Consider the following 19,711-nt stretch of genomic DNA (forward strand, 5'->3'; position numbering starts at 1 on the left):
GTTGCAATTTCATGCAAGTAAGAATGAACAGCAATACATCTTATGACTAACAAAAGCCTTCGTCCGTATACAAATTACGGGCGAAGGCTTTTTACATTAGAGTTCTTAGGATGCTCTCTCTTGTCTACTTATATGGTCATCTGACCGATTAACTGACGGCGTCTATCTCCTTCGGGGTCGTGCTCTACCTTAATATCCTGATGGAAAATAGCTGTAGTCCGCTCTTCCCTGTCGTACATTGGCCAAGCCCCCTCCGACAGCACAGGCTTCCCATCACGTGCAAAAGCAACCCATGCCTGCTGCATAGCTTGAGCCAGCTTCTGCATCGACGGTTGAATCTCTAATCCAAGCTTACCTAGCAGCTCCAGATTATCGAAAACAAACGCAATTTCGGCACCGTGAACCGCTTGTCCAAAGGTAGGATGCCCCGGCAATGTCCAATCAAAACGATACATCCATACAGGCGTATGCGCCGACTGCGCAACAGCAAGAGCCAACGCAGGACGCCAAAAAAATAGATCAGTCAACATTTGCGCCTGTCCCTCAATCGTAACCGGAAATGGTTCTATCAGGTCGCCGATGTCTGACATGCCCGTCATCATCTCCAATGCCTGACTCGCTGTTGACTTGTTCATTAGATGGGATTCTTTTCGGATGAAATAGGCCCCCTCATGCAAGTTCGTTCCAATCAAAACGGATACCTGCTTTGCTGAACCTTGCGCGATTGCAGACAGCGGTACATCTGGCAAGGTCACACCGTCCACGACAGGTTGATAGATCATCGCCATCCCTGGTCCGATGACTTCATGCGTCTTCGCCATAGCTAGCATCAGCGCATCTGTCGGCAGCGTAAACAACCGTTCTGGATGCTGAGTGTCCACACCCAGCTGCTGCAGATACACAGCCGTCACTTGTTCAGCCTGTGAAGTTGACAATACCTGCGACGCACCACTCTGCAAAATCGCACGCTGGAACAGTCCCTCAGCTGCTGGCATCGCCAATAAAGCGGCAATACTCATCGCCCCTGCCGATTCACCGAACACCGTTACTTCATCCGGGTTACCGCCAAAGGCAGAGATGTGATCCCTAACCCATTCCAGCGCAGCGATCTGATCCAGCAGTCCCGCATTAGAGGTCAGGCCATCTCCCTTTGGAGTCAGATGCAAAAATCCTAACGGCCCCAATCGATAATTGATCGTAACAACCACAACATCGCCATTCTTCGCCATGCGTTCCCCGTCATATAAAGGTATAATCCCGGACCCCGTGACAAAGGCACCGCCATGAATCCACACCATCACCGGACGTCCCTTCTCAGGAGCCTTCGAAGCAGGTGTCCAAATGTTCAGGTATAAGCAATTCTCTGACTGCTCAGGCGGTTCCACCAGATTTCCAGTCATGCTTTCAGCGGATGGCATAGGTTGCGGACAGATTGGCCCAAAACTCGTCGCAGCCCGTACACCCTCCCAAGACTCCAAAGGCTGGGGTGCGTGAAAACGTAGTTTTCCAATAGGAGGCTGTGCATATGGGATACCTTTCCATACATGATATCCATTCCCCGTTTCCCCACGTAATTGACCTAAACGAGTATGTACTGTAATACTCTCCATCATGAAGCCTCCTTTATTTCGTATGTTCAACACAACGGTATAATATCAATCTTTACATATCTCTATTATACCCTTTGCACACGGCCAAACCAAAAAATACCGGAAGCACTTTTGCGCTCCGGCATTTTTATAAACAAGATAGAGAAATAGCGATTAATCCCGAACTTCTTCTTTGGGAATCAGCTTGTAAATTTCTTCGCTTTCCATAGAGTCAATTAGTCGGTCTAGCCACTTGTAATAAGCGACGGCCTGCTTCATTTTCATACGATCTTGCTGAAGAATCGCCTTAAATTCCTCGTACTCTTCCCCCTGATTCATCAATCTGTCCAGCTCATCAATGGCTTTGCGCAACACCAGTAAATTTGTTTCTACCGCTTTTCTCCATTTAATAGCGAAGAAATCAGTGAAGGTTTGATGCCAGTCATATTCGACTTCATACAAGTCCTTGCGTGAGCCCTTGCTCCATACCTTATTTACCATTTTCAGATCCAATAATGTTCGAACTCCTGTACTCATGCTCGTTTTGCTCATTTCCATTTCACGGCCCATCTCGTCCAGCGTCATCGGTTTATCCGCAAAAAAAAGCAAACCGTATAAATGCCCCGCAGACAAAGTGATCCCATACAGGTCCATGTTTTTACCTATAGCTTCTATAACACGTTTGCGAATTTTTTGCAGCGAAGCCTGCTGCTCATCACCTAACTGGTACAAGCTCATGCTTGCAACCTCCTAATTTTAGAGCATTTTGCACAACCTAGTATGAACGATTTACCCGTAAAAGATTAGCTTTGACGCAATGTATGAAATCTTTCAATATAAATGAAATGTTTCAAAAACAAAGCTTCTGTCTATATTACAACAGCATGGATCGTTCAAAATCATAATTCGCAAAATTGCTAATGATAGTAAACTTTTAAAATTATGGATATACATAAATCTTTTTCTTATGGTTATATTTCATTGTCTATTTTAAAAAAAGCACTATCGGTTGTAAAGTTCCGAATGTTTGAGCATTCTATAGAACGAAGGAGCATATCAAAGGAAACTTTGTACAGTTTTTTCTGTACGTACTTTATGAACAGTTTTTTTGTTTGAAATGTAAGCAATGCTTCTGTTACAATTAATTTTGTCATTAACCGTTCAGGATGTTCAGAATTATGATTTTTATACTCAATCCTTAATGCAACATGGGGTTAATACCAAGCAAAGTATAGAAAGAAGAGGTGTATGTATGACGATTTTGGAAGTCAAAAATGTCAGCAAACTCTTTGGTCCTCACGCAGAGCAAGGTGTTCCGCTCCTGGAGCAAGGCTGGGGCAAGGAAAAGTTGGCCAAAGAAAAACAGATTACTGTTGGTGTCAATAAGGCCAACATGGAAATTAAGCAAGGTGAAATTTTCGTAATTATGGGTCTATCGGGCAGTGGCAAGTCCACTTTGGTGCGAATGCTAAATCGCTTGATTGAGCCTACCTCCGGTGAAATTCTGGTCCACGGCAAAGATCTCCGTAAGATGAACAAAGAACAACTTCGCGAAGTTCGTCGTAAAACCATCAGCATGGTTTTTCAAAAATTCGCCCTGTTCCCACATCGGACTGTATTAGAGAATGTAGAATATGGTCTTGAAATTCAAAAGGTAGAAAAAGCACAGCGTCAGGAAAAGGCGCAACAAGCGCTGGAACTGGTTGGTCTTAAAAACTGGGGCGATAAAATGCCCGATGAATTGAGTGGCGGTATGCAGCAGCGTGTCGGTCTGGCACGGGCGCTGGCTAATGACCCTGAAGTACTTCTGATGGATGAAGCGTTCAGTGCGTTGGACCCTCTTATTCGCCGTGACATGCAGGATGAGCTGTTGGAGCTTCAAGATAAAATGAAGAAAACAATTGTGTTTATCACCCATGATCTGGATGAAGCGTTGCGGATTGGTGACCGGATTGCATTGATGCGAGACGGTGCGGTCGTACAAATCGGTACACCGGAAGAAATTATGATCCAACCGGCTAACTCTTATGTAGCCCGCTTCGTCGAGGATGTGGATCTGTCCAAGGTATTGACGGCTGCTCATGTCATGCTTCGTCCAGAAACCATTACCATGGATCGTGGTCCGCGTGTGGCTCTGGAATTGATGCGGGAGCGTGGGATTTCCAATTTGTTCGTCATTGACCGCACCAAAAAGCTACTGGGTGTTATTAACGCCGAGGATGCTGTTCATGCACTGCGCAACAATTTGAAGATTGAAGATATTTTGATCACTGACGGACCGCAGGTTCCTGCCGAGACTGTCATTAATGATTTGTTTGAAATTACAAGCTCGTCCAAGGTACCGCTGGCTGTAGTCGATGATAAGCAGAAGCTACTGGGCGTTATCGTCCGTGGAGCATTGCTCGGCGCACTTGGTGGAGATGTTACCACTATGAAGGAGGTGAATGCCCATGATACCGAAACTGCCAATCGCTGAGTGGATTCAATCCATTGTCGACTGGATGGGTATTCATCTGGCTGGATTGTTTAATGTTATTTCTTCCATTATAGAAGCTGTAGTAGGCTTTTTCTCAGGCCTGTTCATGCTTCCGCACCCTCTGGTGTTCATCGTGATTATCGGGATTATCGCCTTTATGATCGGGCGGGTTCAGCTTACGCTGTTTACTGTCATCGGCTTCCTGCTAATTGATAATCTCGGCTATTGGAGTGAAACAATGAATACGCTGGGACTGGTCATCACGTCTGCGCTCGTATCCATTGTTATCGGGATTCCCATCGGGATCTGGTGTGCATACAGTAAATCCGCATCACGCATTATCACGCCTTTACTTGATTTTATGCAGACGATGCCTGCGTTCGTGTACTTGCTCCCAGCGGTTACCTTTTTCAGCCTAGGTGTTGTACCAGGTGTTATCGCTTCTGTTATCTTTGCTATCCCCCCAACCATTCGTATGACCAACTTGGGGATTATGCAAGTATCGGGTGAGCTGATCGAAGCATCAGACGCTTTCGGTTCAACATCTGCGCAAAAGCTGTTCAAAGTTCAGCTTCCACTGGCTTTGCCTACCTTAATGGCTGGTATTAACCAGACGATCATGCTGTCACTGTCCATGGTTGTTATTGCTTCCATGATCGGTGCAGAAGGCATCGGTGCTGTTGTGTACCGTGCTGTGACACAGCTGCAAATCGGTAAAGGTTTTGAAGCCGGCCTAGCTGTTGTCGTTCTGGCTATTGTGCTTGACCGTTTTACGCAAAACCTGTTTAAACCTACGCAAAAAGGCAAAAGCCGCGTATCCAGCAAGCAAAAAGTATGGATTACTTCTGCAGTTACAGCTGTCATTTTGATCGCTGGTGCATCTCAATATTTTGTTGGTACGGATCATTCCGCATCTGGCAAAGGTAACGCTGCTGCCAACCCGGTTGGCGAAGAAGTCGGTTACAAAATTATCGGTATTGATGCCGGGGCAGGCATTATGAAATCGACTGCCAAAGCAATTCAAGACTACAATTTGTCTGATTGGAAGCTCGTTGAAGGTTCCGGTGCAGCCATGACGGCCACACTGGACAAAGCCATTAAAGCGAAAAAACCGATCATTATTACAGGTTGGACTCCACACTGGATGTTCAACAAGTATGATCTCAAATATTTGGAAGACCCTAAGAAGTCTTATGGTGAAGCCGAGGGTATTCATACGATTGCCCGTAAAGGATTGCAACAGGATGCTCCTATCGCTTATGAGTTTCTGAAACGTTTCAAATGGACACCAGAAGATATGGGTGAAATGATGGTCGCCATTCAAGCCGGAACCAGTCCTGAGCAAGCTGCCAAGGATTGGGCGGAGAAACATGCCGACAAGGTTCAGGAATGGACTCAAGGACTGCAACCTGTCAATGGTGACACCTTCAAGCTAAGTTATGTGGCTTGGGATTCTGAAATTGCCAGCACGAATTTGCTGAAATATATTTTGGAAAACAAACTAGGTTATAAAGTAACCGCACTGCAAGTGGAAGCAGGTCCTATGTGGACGGGTGTCGCTAGTGGTGATGTAGATGCTTCACCTGCGGCATGGCTGCCGTTAACCCATGCGGATTACTGGGCTAAATACAAGGATAAGCTCGACGATCTTGGGGCTAATATGAGTGGTGTTAAAACCGGATTGGTCGTTCCAGCTTACATGGATGTTAAATCGATTACTGATTTGCAGGATAACGGAGCCGAAGCGGCTCCGGCTTCCGCCACAACTGGGGACTTTGGCAAAGAGGTCGGCTACCGCATTGTCGGTACCGACCCTGGAGCCGGACTAATGAAGCTAACCGCTAAAGCTATGAATGACTATGGCTTATCCGACTGGAAGCTGCTTGAAAGCTCTGGAGCTGCTATGACCGCTACACTGGATAAAGCTATCAAAGCCAAGCAGCCTATCGTCGTAACAGGTTGGACTCCTCACTGGATGTTTAATAAATATGATTTAAAATACTTGAAAGATCCTAAAAAAGCATACGGTGATAAGGAAGAAATTCATACCATCGCCCGCAAAGGCTTGAAGCAGGATGCTCCTGTGGCTTATGAATTTCTAAGCCGATTTAAGTGGACTGCTGAAGATATGGGTGAAGTGATGATCGCGATTCAGGACGGTACTGCCCCACAGCAGGCTGCCAAGAACTGGGCTGATAAACATCCTGACAAGGTTCAGGAATGGATCAAGGGTCTACAGCCCGTCAACGGTGATCCTTTGAAGCTGAGCTACGCTGCTTGGGATTCTGAAATTGCCAGTACGAACGTATTGAAATATGTATTGGAACAAAAATTGGGCTATAAAGTAACAGCCCTGCAAGTGGAAATCGGCCCAATGTGGACTGGCGTGGCCGGCGGAAGTGTAGATGCTACTGCTGCCGCTTGGCTTCCATTGACGCATGCTGATTATTGGGCTCAATACAAGGATAAGGTGGATGACATCGGAACCAGCATGACTGGCGTTATGTCCGGGCTTGTCGTTCCATCCTATGTGCCGATTGATTCTATCGAGGATCTTAAGCCGCCGCAATAATATTTTTTCCACTTTTAAACCATACGAATAAGCGAAAGGCAGATCAGGGTTTACTCCTGATCTGCCTTTTGCTTATTCATATTTAAAGTTGCTCTCAGCCTTTTAGCGTGAATCCTTCTTGAGCAGGCACATCGGCATGCTGCCCTGTCGTCTGGTGCTGTCTAAAGAATAACGGATAGATCGCGAAGGACACCAGCAGACTCACACAACCAATGACGCCCAAGGCAATCATATCTTTGAAGATGTATGTGATATCCAGTCCTTTGAGCGTGATATTCCGTACAGCATCCAGGTAATACGTCAGTGGCAATATTTCAGCAAGCCCCCGCAAGAAGCCGGGCATTGCCTCTAATGGCCACGTATAGCCTGATAGCATAAAGGAAGGAACAGCAATCAACATCAGGGTTTGGGTCGCATCCACTCTAGTCTTGGAAAAGAGACTGAATAGGAATCCTAACCCGCACAATGCAAAGTTAAAGGCCAGCGACACTAAAATCAACGGCAGTACCTGTCCCCTGAACGGAATATCAAAGCATAAAGCACTGATACTGAATACAGTCAGCACATTGAAAGCTCCCGCTGCATAATACGGTGCCAGTTTGGCAATAGCCAAACGCCAAGGGGTATTTCTCCATGCACCAAATCTTCCCCAAGTCCCTGCTTCCTTATCACGCGTGCAGGACAACGCGATACCAAGCAGCAAACACTGCTGGAGAGCCGCAGAGATAACCCCTAGTGGCATGAAAAGCTTATAATCATATACCGGGTTAAATAGCACTCTGGATCGGAACGGGATGGTAGTCAGCGTCGACGCGGCCTGATCGGCGTTCATTCCCTTTTGTTTCATGGAATTGACCGATACTCCAGCGCTCACGCTGCTAATGACCTGATTCGCAATCCGACTGGCACTATTGGAATACATCATATTACTGCCGTCAATCAGCGTGAGCACGGGTGGGTTCTCCCCATGCTTAAGCCGAGTCGTAAAGTTGTCGGGAATGACGATTCCGACCTTAGCTTCCCCGGTCTCTACCTGACGGACAGCATCTTCCTGATTGGTCGCTTGCCGTGTAACGGCAAATGAGTCGGTCGAATCGAACGCCTGAATGATCTGGCGACTGAGCTGTGAATTATCTCCATCGTACACTGTGACAGGCATCTCGGTAATCCGCTGATGTGAATATAGGAAGCCGAATAGTATCGTATACACAATCGGCGTAATCAGCAGAATAGCCATAAAGCGGCGGTCCCGGAAGATGCTCAGCCATTCCTCGCGAAACACATCGCGGATACGAAGTCTTTCCTGTGAATCCTGCATATTACTGCGCCCCTTTGCCTGTAAACAGAACCGTGGAGCCTGTTGGAACCGAAGCAGCAAGGTCTGGCAATGCTACTTTAACACCGAAGGAACGGACATCCTTGTCACCGGAGCTTTGGCTCGGTTTTTGAATGGCAAAGTCCGCAGCCGATTCTAACAGAATGACTTTACCCTTCAGCTCCTTACCGCCAGACAGCAATTTAATTTGGACTGTATCCCCTGCTTGAAGACCGTTCAGAGACGTTTCAGGTACATAGAATTTAGCCCAACGTTGTGTCGAAGTTTCAATGGTATAGACCGGGAATCCTGCGCTAGCCATTTCACCTAAGCTAAGCGACTTGGATTTTATGATTCCATCTTCTGACGCATATAGCGTAGTGTAGCTCAAATAGGTCTGAGCCTCTTGAAGCGCGGCTTCCGCTTGGGCTACCTGAGCATTGGCACCTGCAACCGCAGATTGAGCCTGCTCAACTGTGGATTGCGCCGCCTTCACAGCGGATTGCGCTTGCTCTACCGAAGCCTGAGCAGCTTTGACATCTTCCTGTTGTACAGCAACTTTGCCCGCTCCTGCCTGTGCTTCCTTCACCGCAGCCAAGGCTTGACGGTATTGAGCTTCAGCCGCCGTAATTTCCTCCTTGCGGCTTCCCTCCCGTGCCATATCCAATTTTTGCGACTCTGCATTATATTTGGCCACTGCCTGTTGATGTTCCAATGTCGCTTGATCCAAAGATGCCTGGGTTGCTGCTCCGGCTTCTTGAAGCTTTTTGGCACGCTCCAAATTTTTAACGGTCAGGTCCAGCGTTTCCTTGGCTATCTTCACAGATACTTGCAATTGCTCAAGCTCCTGCGGTCTTGCCCCGCTCTTGAGGGCATCCAGTTTTGCCTTGGCGGCGTTCGCAGCCGCTTTGGCCTGTTCAATCTGGCTGGAGGAAGCCTCTGCGGTCACACTGACCGATGTCGTACCTTGGCTTTTCTTGGCCTGAGCAGCACTCACAGTGGCCTGTGCCTGGCCTACTCCTGCTTGAGCCTGCAACACTCCAGCTTTTGCTTTGGATACATTACTCTTGGCTGCCAGCAATGCCGCCTGTGCCTGCTTCACCTTATCTTCTAACTCGCGACTTTCCAGATGTGCTAACACCTGCCCCTTTTTAACCTGATCGCCTTCTTTGACGAGCATCTGGTCAATCCGTCCTGCCATTTTAAAGCTGGCATTGAGGGTATCCGACTCCACATAAGCCGTAGGAATGGAAGAAGACTGATCCGCAGACAAGCTGCTTCCACCCCGTGGAAAAGCAGTCAAGGCATATATTCCAACCGCGATTAAAATAATAAGTACGACGTAAATCGTATATTTTTTAGCTTTCATGTTCTCATCACTCCATCTGTCTATTAATGTTGCATGCCCAATGCATTACACACAAATACTTCAATACTTTCTCGAACCTCTTGCAGATTCATCGTTTCGCCCCAAACCATAGACCGCATCGGAGCGAAAATGTAAATCCCAAATAAGCAATTGGCTGTTGTTTTGGCATCCAGCTTACTTGAAATTTTCCCATATAACTTACCGGAATCGATCTCTGCCTCCATAAAATCAAAATAATCAGCCAGCACCTGCCTAATATTAAAATGCTGCTCTTGTGAAACCCAGCCCTTACTGACCAATAGACGGCAAAAGTCCGGCTCTCTCACAATAAACTCAATATGTACTTGGATCAGCTTACGAACCCTAAGCTCCACCTGATCTTTAGGAGTATGAGCCATTGCTTCATGGATATCCCGGACAAAACGCTCCATCCCCATCTTCAAAATATAAATGTACAAATCTTGCTTGTTTTTAAAATTGTAATACAGGGTGCCCTTGGCTATGCCGCATACCTTGGCGATTTCCTCCATATTTGTTTCATTAAAGCCTCGTTCGGAAAAAGCTTTGAGTGCGCCGTTAAAAATAATTTCCTTTGTCTGCTGTTTCATGCTTCCTCCTTTTTTGAACTGACCGTCCAGTACAAAAATTATGTATTTATTATAAGCCCATTTTTAGTTATCCAGCAATAGGAAAAATGAAAATAATTCATTTTAGACATTTCGTCTAAACACTCATTCTAAAAATGAAAATGCAAAAACGGATCGAATAAGTGAGGGGGTCACTCATTCGATCCGTTATGTCATAAAATCGGATGATAAGGGGGCCATTCTACAGATTATCAACCGATTTTAAGGGAAGGCCGACTATTTTTTTACGGTTTGATTGTATTGAGCAATTTTGCCTGTAATTTCTTGTGCAGCTTGATCCAATGCCTGTTTTGGCTGTTGCTGGCCACTCAGAACGGCCTCAATTGCACCTTCTACGATTTGACGCGCTTCTGGAAATACGCCCATCACCGCGCCCTGTGTAGCGGTGGATTGTGCCGATGCGTGCAATTGGTCAACCGCCGTCTGGAATTGCGGATATTTTACCATATTATCTTTGAGTACCTTCTCGTTATAGGCTGCTTTCGTGATCGGGAAGTACCCGGTATTTACACTCCATTGTGCCTGTACAGCTGGGGAAGCGACGAATTTAATGAACTCCCATGCTGCCTTCTGCTGAGCTTCGGGCTTGTTGTTCATGATGTACAAGCTTGCGCCGCCTACAACCACGCCGCCTTCTTTAGCTTCATTGGCTCTTGGCAGGAATCCTGTGCCTACTTCAAATTTATCGCCAACCTGCTCCACAATATTACGCAGCGAAGCGGTGGAATCCAGCGTCATCGCAATTTGTCCTGCGGAAAAAGCTTTTGCCGTGTCGTCCGAGTTACGTCCCAGATTGGATACAACCTTTTCATCGATCATTTTCTTCCACCACGTCAGCGTTTTTACACCGGCATCCGAATTCAGCATGGATTCCGTTGCCGCTTGATCACGACCATTGCCATTATTCACATAATCCGCGTTCTGATTGGCAAACAGTTGCTCCATAAACCAGCCGTAGATGGCAATGGAAGCACCGGATTTACCATCCTTGCTCAAGGCTTTTGCAGCCTTTTCGAACTCATCATACGTTTTCGGAGGATTAGCTGGATCAAGTCCTGCGGCTTTGAATGCGTCCTTGTTGTAATATAAAATCGGGTTTGACGTATTGAACGGCATGGCGTTCAATTTACCATCTATCGTGTAGTATCGTGTAATATTCGGCTCTAGCTGCGACAGATCGAACTTATCTGCATCAATAAATTGTTGTACGGGTGTGATCATTTTGGAGTCGATCATAAATTTACTACCGATTTCGTATACCTGAATGATGTCCGGTCCGCTGTTGGAACCAAGCGACGCTTTCAGCTTGTTCAAGCTGTCATCATATTTGCCTTGATATACTGGCTCTACCTGAATGTCCTTATGACTGGCGTTAAAGTCAGCAGCGATCTGCTTGATTGCTTTTTCACCGTTACCGGACATCGAATGCCACCAAGTCAGCTTCACTGGAGAAGCCGTTGCTCCCCCATCACTACCATTACTAGGCTTCTCTGCAGCAGTATTATTGCTACAACCTGCTGCAACCACCATGGCAGTCAGAATAAGCAGGGTCAATGCACTTTTCAGACGAAAAAATCCCATAATCTCTCTTCTCTCCCTTTGATTAAATGATTCTTGAATTGGCATTCTCTTGCGTATTCTTGTGTGTTGAAGCTCTGTATATGGGCTGCTTGCGCAGGTGTTGCTTTTCATTTGACATATGTGATCAGCCTTTAAGCGCGCCCGCTGCCATTCCACGAACCAACTGTTTTAGTCCAAAGATCAGCAGGAGCAGAGACGGTAAAATGACAAGGGCCGTACCCGCAAATACCAAATTCCATGAAGTCGATTCCTGAAATTCGAGCATGGATATTCCGATCTGTACCGTGCGCATATTCTCGCTATTGGTGATCAGTAAAGGCCAGAGGTACGAATTGTACATATTCAGGAACGAATACACAGCCAGTGTTCCGAGCGCAGGGCGCGATAACGGAAGCACATGGAACAGAAAGTAACGGATATGCCCGCACCCATCCATACGAGCCGCCTCAAACAGTTCCTTGGGAAGCTGGAGAAAAAATTGCCTTAACAGGAATGTTCCGAATGCCGTCGCCAGAAAAGGAACCGTCAATCCTTGATATGTATCAAGCCAGTTCCAGCTTCGTACCGTCAGGTAGTTCGGAATAATGGTCACTTCCCAAGGGATCATCATCGTCGCTACAAACATGCTGAAAATGAAGTTTTTTCCCTTGAATTCCATTTTGGCAAAAGCGTAGGCCGCCAAGCTAGCTGTAATCAGCTGCCCAATCATGGTCAGACCCGAAATGAGAAATGTATTTCCAATAAAGGCTGCAATCGGAACAATTTCAAACACTTCAGTGAAATTCGCCAAATGAAAAGAATGTGGAAGAAAGCTTGGTGGATAAGCGCTTGCTTCCTCCGGCGACATGACTGCCATAAAAAACGTATATATAACCGGATACAAAATGAGAGCAGCTGCAATCGTAAGCAGCACATACAGCAATGTTGAATTCAGGTGTCTTTTCATTGGTAATGCACCTTTCTTTCCACCCATTTGAACTGAATCATCGTGAGCAGCAGAATGACAGCAAACAAGACAATCGCCTGCGCGCTCCCCGTTCCAAACCGGAAATTAACGAAAGCTTCCTGATAGATGGAATACACGAATACATTCGTACTGTTCACCGGGCCGCCTTTGGTCAAAATGTTAATTTGAGCAAAAGACTGGAAGGCTCCAATGATGGAAACTACTGTTACAAAAAAGATCGTCGGTGATAACAGTGGCATGGAGATACGCCAGAACGTGACGAGCGGGCCAGCTCCGTCCATTTTGGCACTTTCATACATGTCATCTGGAATCCCTTGAAGTCCGCTTGATAAGATAATGTAATTGAAGCCTAGATTCATCCAGATGGTCATCATGGCTACTGAGAACAGCGCCCAATCCGGGCTGGTCAGCCATGGAACCGGATTGATATGTAGCAGGGAAAGCACATAGTTGAACATCCCCAGTGTCGGATGAAAAAGAAATTTCCAAATGACCGCAGATGAACCGACCGACAACACCATCGGCAGCGAAAAGGCAAACTGGAAGATACGCATTCCCCGTAATTTACTGTGTGTAAGTGCAGCCAGTACCAGCGCCAATAAAATACCTACTGGTACTGTTAGCAGTGCAAACAGGAGTGTCACCTTAATCCCTTGCAGAAACAGTCCCGAGCTGAAAAGTGTAGTGAAATTATCTAACCCCACATAAGCTGCAACGTTTCCTGCGGGATCTGTAGAATGCAAGCTGAGATAAACGGACTTGATCATCGGATAAAACATAAATACAGCAAACAAAATAAGCGATGGAGCCAAAAAGGTATACGCCAGCGCGTTTTCGCGCAGTCTTTGAATTTTTAGCGAACCCGTGCGTATACGGGCTTTAGACGAAGTCTGTTGCTGACTCCTCGTCCCCAGTCCCATAGATTTGTTAAGCTCACCCAAAACGGATCGCCCCTTTCTTTTCAAACCAACCTCAGTAAGTGTATCGTTTCGATGTAAAGGGAACGTCAAGTGGGCTGGAGTAAAATGTTAATGTTTTTTCTTTTTGTAAAAGCAACTCTCTATAGGTATGAGCACAAAGACATAGACTCCTGCATACGATGCATCATTACATGGTATGGAGGTTAGAGGCGAATGCCGTACAACACCGTCAGTCCGCAAACTTTATATCAAGCTAGACCGGAGTTACAGGCCGAACTCAAAAATATCCGCGATCATTTGCATTATCAATTAAGCCCCTACATGAATCACACGGTCAGGGTCCAAACGATGGATCATCAAGTATATGAAGGAACGATTGTGCACATCGATGCGGATCATTTGTATCTGAGAGTCCCTCAGCAATATCACTCACCCTTCTCAGGCACCACAACCCCTGATCGCTCCTATGCCTACAACAATGTCATTCTGCCGCTGGTATTATATAATTTATTGGTTATAACCCTATTGAGTTAGCGCTCGATCCATATCTCTCTCTAATTAAAAGACAAAAAAACCTCCAAATTCTGTAAGGAGCCTACCCTTGGCACATTACGAAGTTGGAGGTTTTAGTTATTTGTTTTCCATAATCATTAGTTCTCACAAGAGATACCTGCTTCTTGCTCTAGTACAGCTACAAAGCCCTCTATACAATCTCCACTCGGCAGGTGGGTGAACACCTCGTTCACACCCTGATTGATCAGCGTGATGTTCCCCCTAGAATCCGACAAATCCTTATCTAGCTTAGCCAGTGAAATATGGTGATAATTGATGAACTTGACCCAAGGAGTACCCATAGTGCAGGAATAAAAGATGATTCGTTCGGACGTCACTGCCAGCATTCCATGAAGCGATATCTTCTGGGAGCTCTGTTTCAAATCATACGTACACCCCATATATGATCGGATGTGTTCGCCCGCTTCTAACGTCAGACTAATAGCTCGCAACTCTTTTTCATTTGTTTTCATCCCGTCTCATCTCCTGTTCGAAGTTCAGGAACGAGTCGCAGCTCCTTGACCTCAGATCAGCTTTTGCGGCTTGTCCCGTCGACCTCTTCATTTTTCGTTAGATTAAGACTCTCACGAACTGGACAATGACCTACCTCAACTGCACATTGAAACCAAGGATGGATATGTACAACTTATCATGGGTACAGGATGTTATCAACAAGCAAGCTATCACTCTTTTTGAGCATAACTCCGTAATCTGCGCCTTGCTGAAGAAGCAATTAGATCTAATTTTAAGTGATTGGAATGGATGAATTTCAGAAACGAGGAATGGTATATGCTTCTTCTTGGCAAGCTAATGTGAGAATACGTTAGAACGGAGAAGAAGCCTTATGAAATATAACCGTTTGCTGTGCGCTGGAATCGCTGTTTCTTTACTGTGTATCAGCTCTTGCCCCACTCCATCTACCAATGCACAAGCCACATCATACGCCTCCCCTGCTCCTACAAAGGGAAGGGCCTATTACGAAGAACGGGGCGACATTGTATGGGAAGTTCCTACCCATCGTAAGCTTATCGCTCTCACATTCGATGACGGACCTGACGAAAGCAACACGCCTGCCATTTTGGATTTGCTTAAAGAATATGATGCTAAAGCGACCTTTTTTGTCGTCGGCAGTCGTGTCGAAAAGCTGCCTCACCTTGTCAAACGGGAACGAGAAGAAGGGCATGAAGTTGGCAACCATACCTTCCTTCACTCATCCTTTCAGTACATTTCCCGCAACAAAGCTCTGTCCGAATTGGATCAAGCTCAGGCGAGCATCGTTCAGGCAACTGGTACGGGAACCCATCTTTTTAGGCCACCCGGCGGCTCCTATACCGATTCGCTGGTTAAGCTCTCCAAGGAGAAAGGGCTGAAAATTATTTTATGGTCCTGGCATCAGGACACCTTAGATTGGCGAAAACCTGGTGTGCATCGCATCGCTAATAAGGTCCTTCGCAACGCCCGTAACGGTGACATTGTCCTCATGCACGATTATGTACATCAAAGTACACAAACCGTTGAAGCCTTGAAAATTATTCTACCCGAGCTCAAGAAGAGAGGATACACCTTCGTCACGGTATCCGAATTACTCTCTAATCGGGAAAAACCGGATGGGCTGATTGAAGTGAATAAGTGAAAGAGAGCAATTAAACTCCGTCAATTATTTGTTGACGGAGTTTTATACATGAGGATTTTGCGAAAACCCAATAAGGAACTGATAATGCCGAGCGATAACGTGTTGTTAACGAATGACTCAGAGAATGTACGGTAAAGCTGGCTTCCCAAAAGCATAATCTATTTTTCAATAGTTTTTCATTGAACTTTAAAGAAGCCTATTACATCATATTGCTATTTTCATTTGCTAGCTATACCTTTCAGTCCAATGTTTTGGAGGCCAGCCATTGCATCATCGTTGTTTTCTTTCCGTTAATCACCTTCGATACTTCGTTGTTATACACGTAAATCCAGGACCAGTGGCCGTTGTATTCATACGGTGTTTGGTCGCTCTTCTTGTACAAACCAGAGGTATCCACTACGTTATCAAATAACGACATATGAACATCCTTTGCTCCGGCATTCACTAAACGGTTGTAGGTCGGAATCGCATAATCGTTGGGCGGTACTACGGTGTCGGTTTTGGCAGCCACAAACCAGATCGGCAGGTCCTTCATTTCGTTAATCTGTTCATCGGTTATAAGGCTGTCCTTTAAGGCTTCACAGGCCACCACTGCTGCTGCAAAATAATCTTTATAATCACGGATCATCAGCATAGTCATGTAACCGCCGTTGGAGTCTCCGCCAATATAGATTCGATCTGTATCAATGTCTTTGTTTTTGGCCACGTACTCCTTAATTAAGGACATCAATGCTTGCTCGTACTTGGAGGTTCCGTCCCCAAAGCCTGTAAAGCCATCCATCCAGTAGGTTGGGGTCTGAGGTGCCAACACATAAGCCCCGCCAAAATAGGATTGGATATCCTTAGAAGCAAAATTCGCTGCTTTATTTCCGGAAATCGGAATCGTCGGATCGGTACCTCCCTCACCCATACCGTGCAGCCAGATCACTAGAGGGTTTTTCACTTTGTCTTGTGCCGGTGCGTAGTCCACATACGTTAAAGTAACACCGTCAAAAGTAGCTTTGCCAGTTGTATATTGATCAACCAGCTTCCGTATCTCTCCTGCGGAAGTATCAATCTTCAAGCCGGAAATCGTTCCTGATTTGGTTTTAATAGCTTTTTGCTGCGTGATCGTGTATTTGTTATCATTCCATGCATTAAACCCGGAGCCTGCCGCATCATAATGAATAGCGGAGCTTAGTGTTAAGGCCGGGCCGATTTCCATTTCCAATAAAACGTAGCTTCCGGTTTTATTTACAGGGTTGCCACTTTTGTCCGATACATAGGCCTTGGTGACTTTCCGGTTGCCATTCTCAATAAAGGGATTTACCAGCCTATTGTCGCTTCTTCCCACATGCACCTTAAATGTATCCTTTGTTATCGCATCTTTAGGTACTGGCTTACCCAGGTTAACAATGATCTTCGTAATGGCTGCTCCCCAATCCTTAACCTCCGCAACCGTCCGGTACGAGGTGGGCTGTATCTTTACATCCTTGGCCCATGCACCGGAATTGAAAGCAAGGGTCGTACCGATAGCTAAAGTGAATAACATAGTTGTTTTAGCAGCCTTTTGAAACCGTTTAAACATGATGTCTTACCTCCCGGGTCCATTAATAAAACGCTTACATTATTTATTTTAATGATTTTTTTATTTGTATCCTGTCTTTTATTAGCCTAATTCAGGTCAATTACTGACTCCTTGCTCCAGAATACCCCTTGTTCTCTTTTCGATATTGATGCGGTGTTGCCTGATAAACCTTTTTAAATACCCTGGCAAAAGACTTCTCGTTCGGAAATCCGTGCTCCAGCGCAATTTGTATGATGGAATGATCCGTATTCATGAGAGCTCGAAAAGATCTCTCCAGACGGATGGCATTGATATATTGAAATAAGGTCATCCCTACATGCTTCACAAAAAACCGGGACAAATATTCGGGAGACAACCCAAAAACCTGAGCTATCGAATCCAAGGATAAGCTTTGATCGTAATTCTTTTTGATATAATCGGTTATCAACGTCAGCCGCTCCAAATATTTATCGGAGTTAAAGCCACGGATAGATTCATGATCCATTTTAAAATGCATTAATAACAGATACACCAGTTTATAAGATAATGACGTTAAATGGATATGCGCTAAAGGGTCATTATGCCGGTTGAGATAAGCCACAAATAAGGTGTTTAACAAATCACGCAGCTCCGCAAAATGCAGTAATCTCTGCTCGTTAGTTTCAAAAATGGATACGCAGTCAAATGAAATCGGGTCACTGCCGTTAACATTTGCTCTAATAAATTCAGAAGGAATCAGAACCGTTATAGCCTCTCTCCCTTTTCCCTTAGCTACAGAAAAGGAATGAATGGCATTCGAATTAATGAGCAAAATATCTCCTTCTTTGGAGCTATAACTCGCGCCATCGATGTAGATATGGTCGATTCTTCCTGAAAGCACATAGGATATTTCGATGCTGTCGTGCCAATGCCCAGGTATGTACGCTGGTTCATTTGAGGAATGAACTATAATTTTTAACGGAAAATGATTGTCTGCCTGGACCAGCTCATATTTGTATTCCAAGTTTGTCGCTCCTCTCAGATGTGAACATATAAATAGAAGAAAATGGCTTCAGCAGAGTGCCGAAACCACTTGTATTTAACCTTCCTCTCTCTATAAACAAAAAAACCTAAGATAACAAAATACATAAGATCCTTAGATCTTAACATTTTGTTCCTTAGGTTTTGCCTGCGTAACAGTAACAATCCTAGAGCTATTCATTTAATTAAGCTAAGTATATAGCGGGTTGAAATACATGTCAACGCTTTCATTTTAAATGTAATGAACCGAAAAACCCTTATAGATCATGTGTAAATCTATATAACACTGCATTTTGGATCATTAAAAAGGCTGATTATGAGAGAGTCCATAATCAGCCTTTTGTTTTACGCTATGTGGTCAAACAGGGCGTCTAATCATAGAAGCCCTTGATGCATAAGTTTTTTTCAAACCTATTACATCATGCCGCCCATCTTTGATTGATTCTCGCAGAGGAACGTCGTAAAACTTATCATCTATTGTATAGCTTGTTTGGGCTTATCTTCAGAAAGTTTTATTCATCTACATCCGCCCTCATTCGCCGGAATTGTGATTTTTCATGTGATTTTTTGTGATTCAAATAACCATGTTGCCCCCCACATAATTCATTCTAATCAACAACTTCCTTACAATTGTATAATGGGGTATACAAAGTAGCAATGATATTTCTGAGAATTTAATTTTCTAAAATATCTCACCTTCTCTTGGCCGCATAGGTATGCTCTATCCCGCTCCCAACTCTCCAGAATGACGATATCTCGTAGTGTAGACTTATCCGGCCCATAATATAGTTATTTTGCTCTAAAGCAAACAAATAACTTTTATGTTCTCTGTACGCCTCCGCGTCTTTATCTCCAGTTCCTTCATGGTGGGCATCCGTCGAGAAGGAAAATCGTGAGCCAAAATAAAATGAGTATTAGACTCTCCCTAAAATTGAAACAGCGGCAGCCATGGACGAGAAAATAAAGCCCTAGACCACCACTGTTTTTATTTAAGCTAACGTGTCCCGTTAGCTTAAATACATTAATTCACTATTTTACTCTCCATACCGTGACATTTAAAGTTATAGTCGGGATTTTTCATAACCTCTTCTTTCTGAAGTTCATACATGGCTATTTTATAGTTTATTTCTTCTAAGTGTTTAAAACTTTCGTCAATTTTCTTCTGCACTTCCAATTTATGCTGCATCAACATTTCTTCTCTTTGTAAATAGGTAGTATTTCCCGATTCATAAAGTTCCTTGTAATTCTTTATTTTTGAAAGAGGCATGCCTGTCTCTTTGAGGCAACGAATAAAAGAAATCCAATCTATTTGTTGTTTGCTATAAACTCTACGGCCTTTTTCGTCACGAGATATATTTGGTAATATCCCTTGCTCTTCATAAAATCGAAGCGTCTTTGCAGATACATTTAAATTCTCCACTACATATGTCATTGAATACAACATCTACTTGCCCCCCTTTTTTTTAGTTATAGTTACTGTAACTAAAAAAATATCATAAAGAGAATGACAACGCAACAAATCTA

Annotated in this window: 16 protein-coding genes; 4 read left to right on the forward strand and 12 right to left on the reverse strand. The window is 44.8% G+C overall.

All coding sequences use genetic code 11. The features are described from left to right. Positions 1–128: 128 nt before the first annotated feature. A complete protein-coding gene (locus MKX59_RS21360; RefSeq protein WP_068939842.1) occupies positions 129–1,610 on the reverse strand; it encodes a carboxylesterase/lipase family protein in 1,482 nt (493 codons plus the stop codon). 153 nt (positions 1,611–1,763) lie between these two features. Next, on the reverse strand, positions 1,764–2,327 hold the full coding sequence (locus tag MKX59_RS21365) for a GbsR/MarR family transcriptional regulator (protein WP_028543060.1): 564 nt from the start codon (positions 2,325–2,327) through the stop codon (positions 1,764–1,766). Positions 2,328–2,841: 514 nt separating this feature from the next. Between MKX59_RS21365 and MKX59_RS21370 the strand changes: the two genes are divergently transcribed. Both MKX59_RS21370 and MKX59_RS21375 read left to right on the forward strand, forming a co-directional pair. Further along, positions 2,842–4,065 (forward strand): quaternary amine ABC transporter ATP-binding protein, encoded by a 1,224-nt coding sequence (locus MKX59_RS21370; RefSeq protein ID WP_028543061.1) that lies wholly within the window; start codon positions 2,842–2,844, stop codon positions 4,063–4,065. Then, entirely contained in the window at positions 4,040–6,637 is a 2,598-nt protein-coding gene (locus MKX59_RS21375) for a glycine betaine ABC transporter substrate-binding protein (RefSeq protein WP_023987579.1), read from the forward strand. The genes MKX59_RS21370 and MKX59_RS21375 overlap by 26 nt, the downstream gene beginning before the upstream one ends. Positions 6,638–6,731: 94 nt before the next feature. Here the strand turns inward: MKX59_RS21375 and MKX59_RS21380 are convergent, their stop codons facing one another. The 6 genes from MKX59_RS21380 to MKX59_RS21405 all read right to left on the reverse strand — a co-directional run bounded on the left by MKX59_RS21380 (position 6,732) and on the right by MKX59_RS21405 (position 13,457). After that, entirely contained in the window at positions 6,732–7,955 is a 1,224-nt protein-coding gene (locus MKX59_RS21380; RefSeq protein ID WP_071559022.1) for an ABC transporter permease, read from the reverse strand. Position 7,956: 1 nt separating this feature from the next. After that, positions 7,957–9,321, reverse strand: a complete 1,365-nt coding sequence (locus MKX59_RS21385) for an HlyD family secretion protein (protein ID WP_023987577.1) — start codon at positions 9,319–9,321, stop codon at positions 7,957–7,959. A gap of 23 nt (positions 9,322–9,344) precedes the next feature. Next, a complete protein-coding gene (locus MKX59_RS21390) occupies positions 9,345–9,929 on the reverse strand; it encodes a TetR/AcrR family transcriptional regulator (RefSeq protein WP_023987576.1) in 585 nt (194 codons plus the stop codon). 255 nt (positions 9,930–10,184) lie between these two features. Next, a complete protein-coding gene (locus tag MKX59_RS21395; RefSeq protein WP_264454052.1) occupies positions 10,185–11,549 on the reverse strand; it encodes an ABC transporter substrate-binding protein in 1,365 nt (454 codons plus the stop codon). Between the two features lie 124 nt (positions 11,550–11,673). Continuing rightward, positions 11,674–12,495: a carbohydrate ABC transporter permease gene (locus MKX59_RS21400; RefSeq protein WP_023987574.1), complete on the reverse strand. Its 822-nt coding sequence runs from the start codon at positions 12,493–12,495 to the stop codon at positions 11,674–11,676. Beyond that, the gene (locus MKX59_RS21405; RefSeq protein WP_023987573.1) at positions 12,492–13,457 is read right to left on the reverse strand and encodes a carbohydrate ABC transporter permease; all 966 of its coding nucleotides are present in this window, start codon (positions 13,455–13,457) and stop codon (positions 12,492–12,494) included. The genes MKX59_RS21400 and MKX59_RS21405 overlap by 4 nt, the downstream gene beginning before the upstream one ends. Positions 13,458–13,649: 192 nt before the next feature. Here MKX59_RS21405 and MKX59_RS21410 point away from each other — a divergent pair, with 192 nt between their 5' ends. Then, positions 13,650–13,970, forward strand: a complete 321-nt coding sequence (locus MKX59_RS21410; protein WP_023987572.1) for a hypothetical protein — start codon at positions 13,650–13,652, stop codon at positions 13,968–13,970. Between the two features lie 116 nt (positions 13,971–14,086). On the opposite strand, the gene MKX59_RS21415 is transcribed toward MKX59_RS21410, so the two are convergent. Then, positions 14,087–14,461, reverse strand: a complete 375-nt coding sequence (locus tag MKX59_RS21415; RefSeq protein WP_023987571.1) for a PH domain-containing protein — start codon at positions 14,459–14,461, stop codon at positions 14,087–14,089. Positions 14,462–14,832: 371 nt separating this feature from the next. Here MKX59_RS21415 and MKX59_RS21420 point away from each other — a divergent pair, with 371 nt between their 5' ends. Continuing rightward, the gene (locus MKX59_RS21420; protein WP_023987570.1) at positions 14,833–15,621 is read left to right on the forward strand and encodes a polysaccharide deacetylase family protein; all 789 of its coding nucleotides are present in this window, start codon (positions 14,833–14,835) and stop codon (positions 15,619–15,621) included. Positions 15,622–15,859: 238 nt separating this feature from the next. Here the strand turns inward: MKX59_RS21420 and MKX59_RS21425 are convergent, their stop codons facing one another. The 3 genes from MKX59_RS21425 to MKX59_RS21435 all read right to left on the reverse strand — a co-directional run bounded on the left by MKX59_RS21425 (position 15,860) and on the right by MKX59_RS21435 (position 19,631). Next, a complete protein-coding gene (locus MKX59_RS21425; RefSeq protein ID WP_340858902.1) occupies positions 15,860–17,188 on the reverse strand; it encodes a prolyl oligopeptidase family serine peptidase in 1,329 nt (442 codons plus the stop codon). Between the two features lie 100 nt (positions 17,189–17,288). Then, entirely contained in the window at positions 17,289–18,170 is an 882-nt protein-coding gene (locus tag MKX59_RS21430; RefSeq protein ID WP_053324884.1) for an AraC family transcriptional regulator, read from the reverse strand. Between the two features lie 1,038 nt (positions 18,171–19,208). Continuing rightward, positions 19,209–19,631: a MerR family transcriptional regulator gene (locus MKX59_RS21435; RefSeq protein ID WP_068939836.1), complete on the reverse strand. Its 423-nt coding sequence runs from the start codon at positions 19,629–19,631 to the stop codon at positions 19,209–19,211. Between the last annotated feature and the right edge of the window lie 80 nt (positions 19,632–19,711).

Source organism: Paenibacillus sp. FSL R7-0340 (genome assembly GCF_038002205.1).
Lineage (GTDB): Bacteria > Bacillota > Bacilli > Paenibacillales > Paenibacillaceae > Paenibacillus > Paenibacillus polymyxa_B.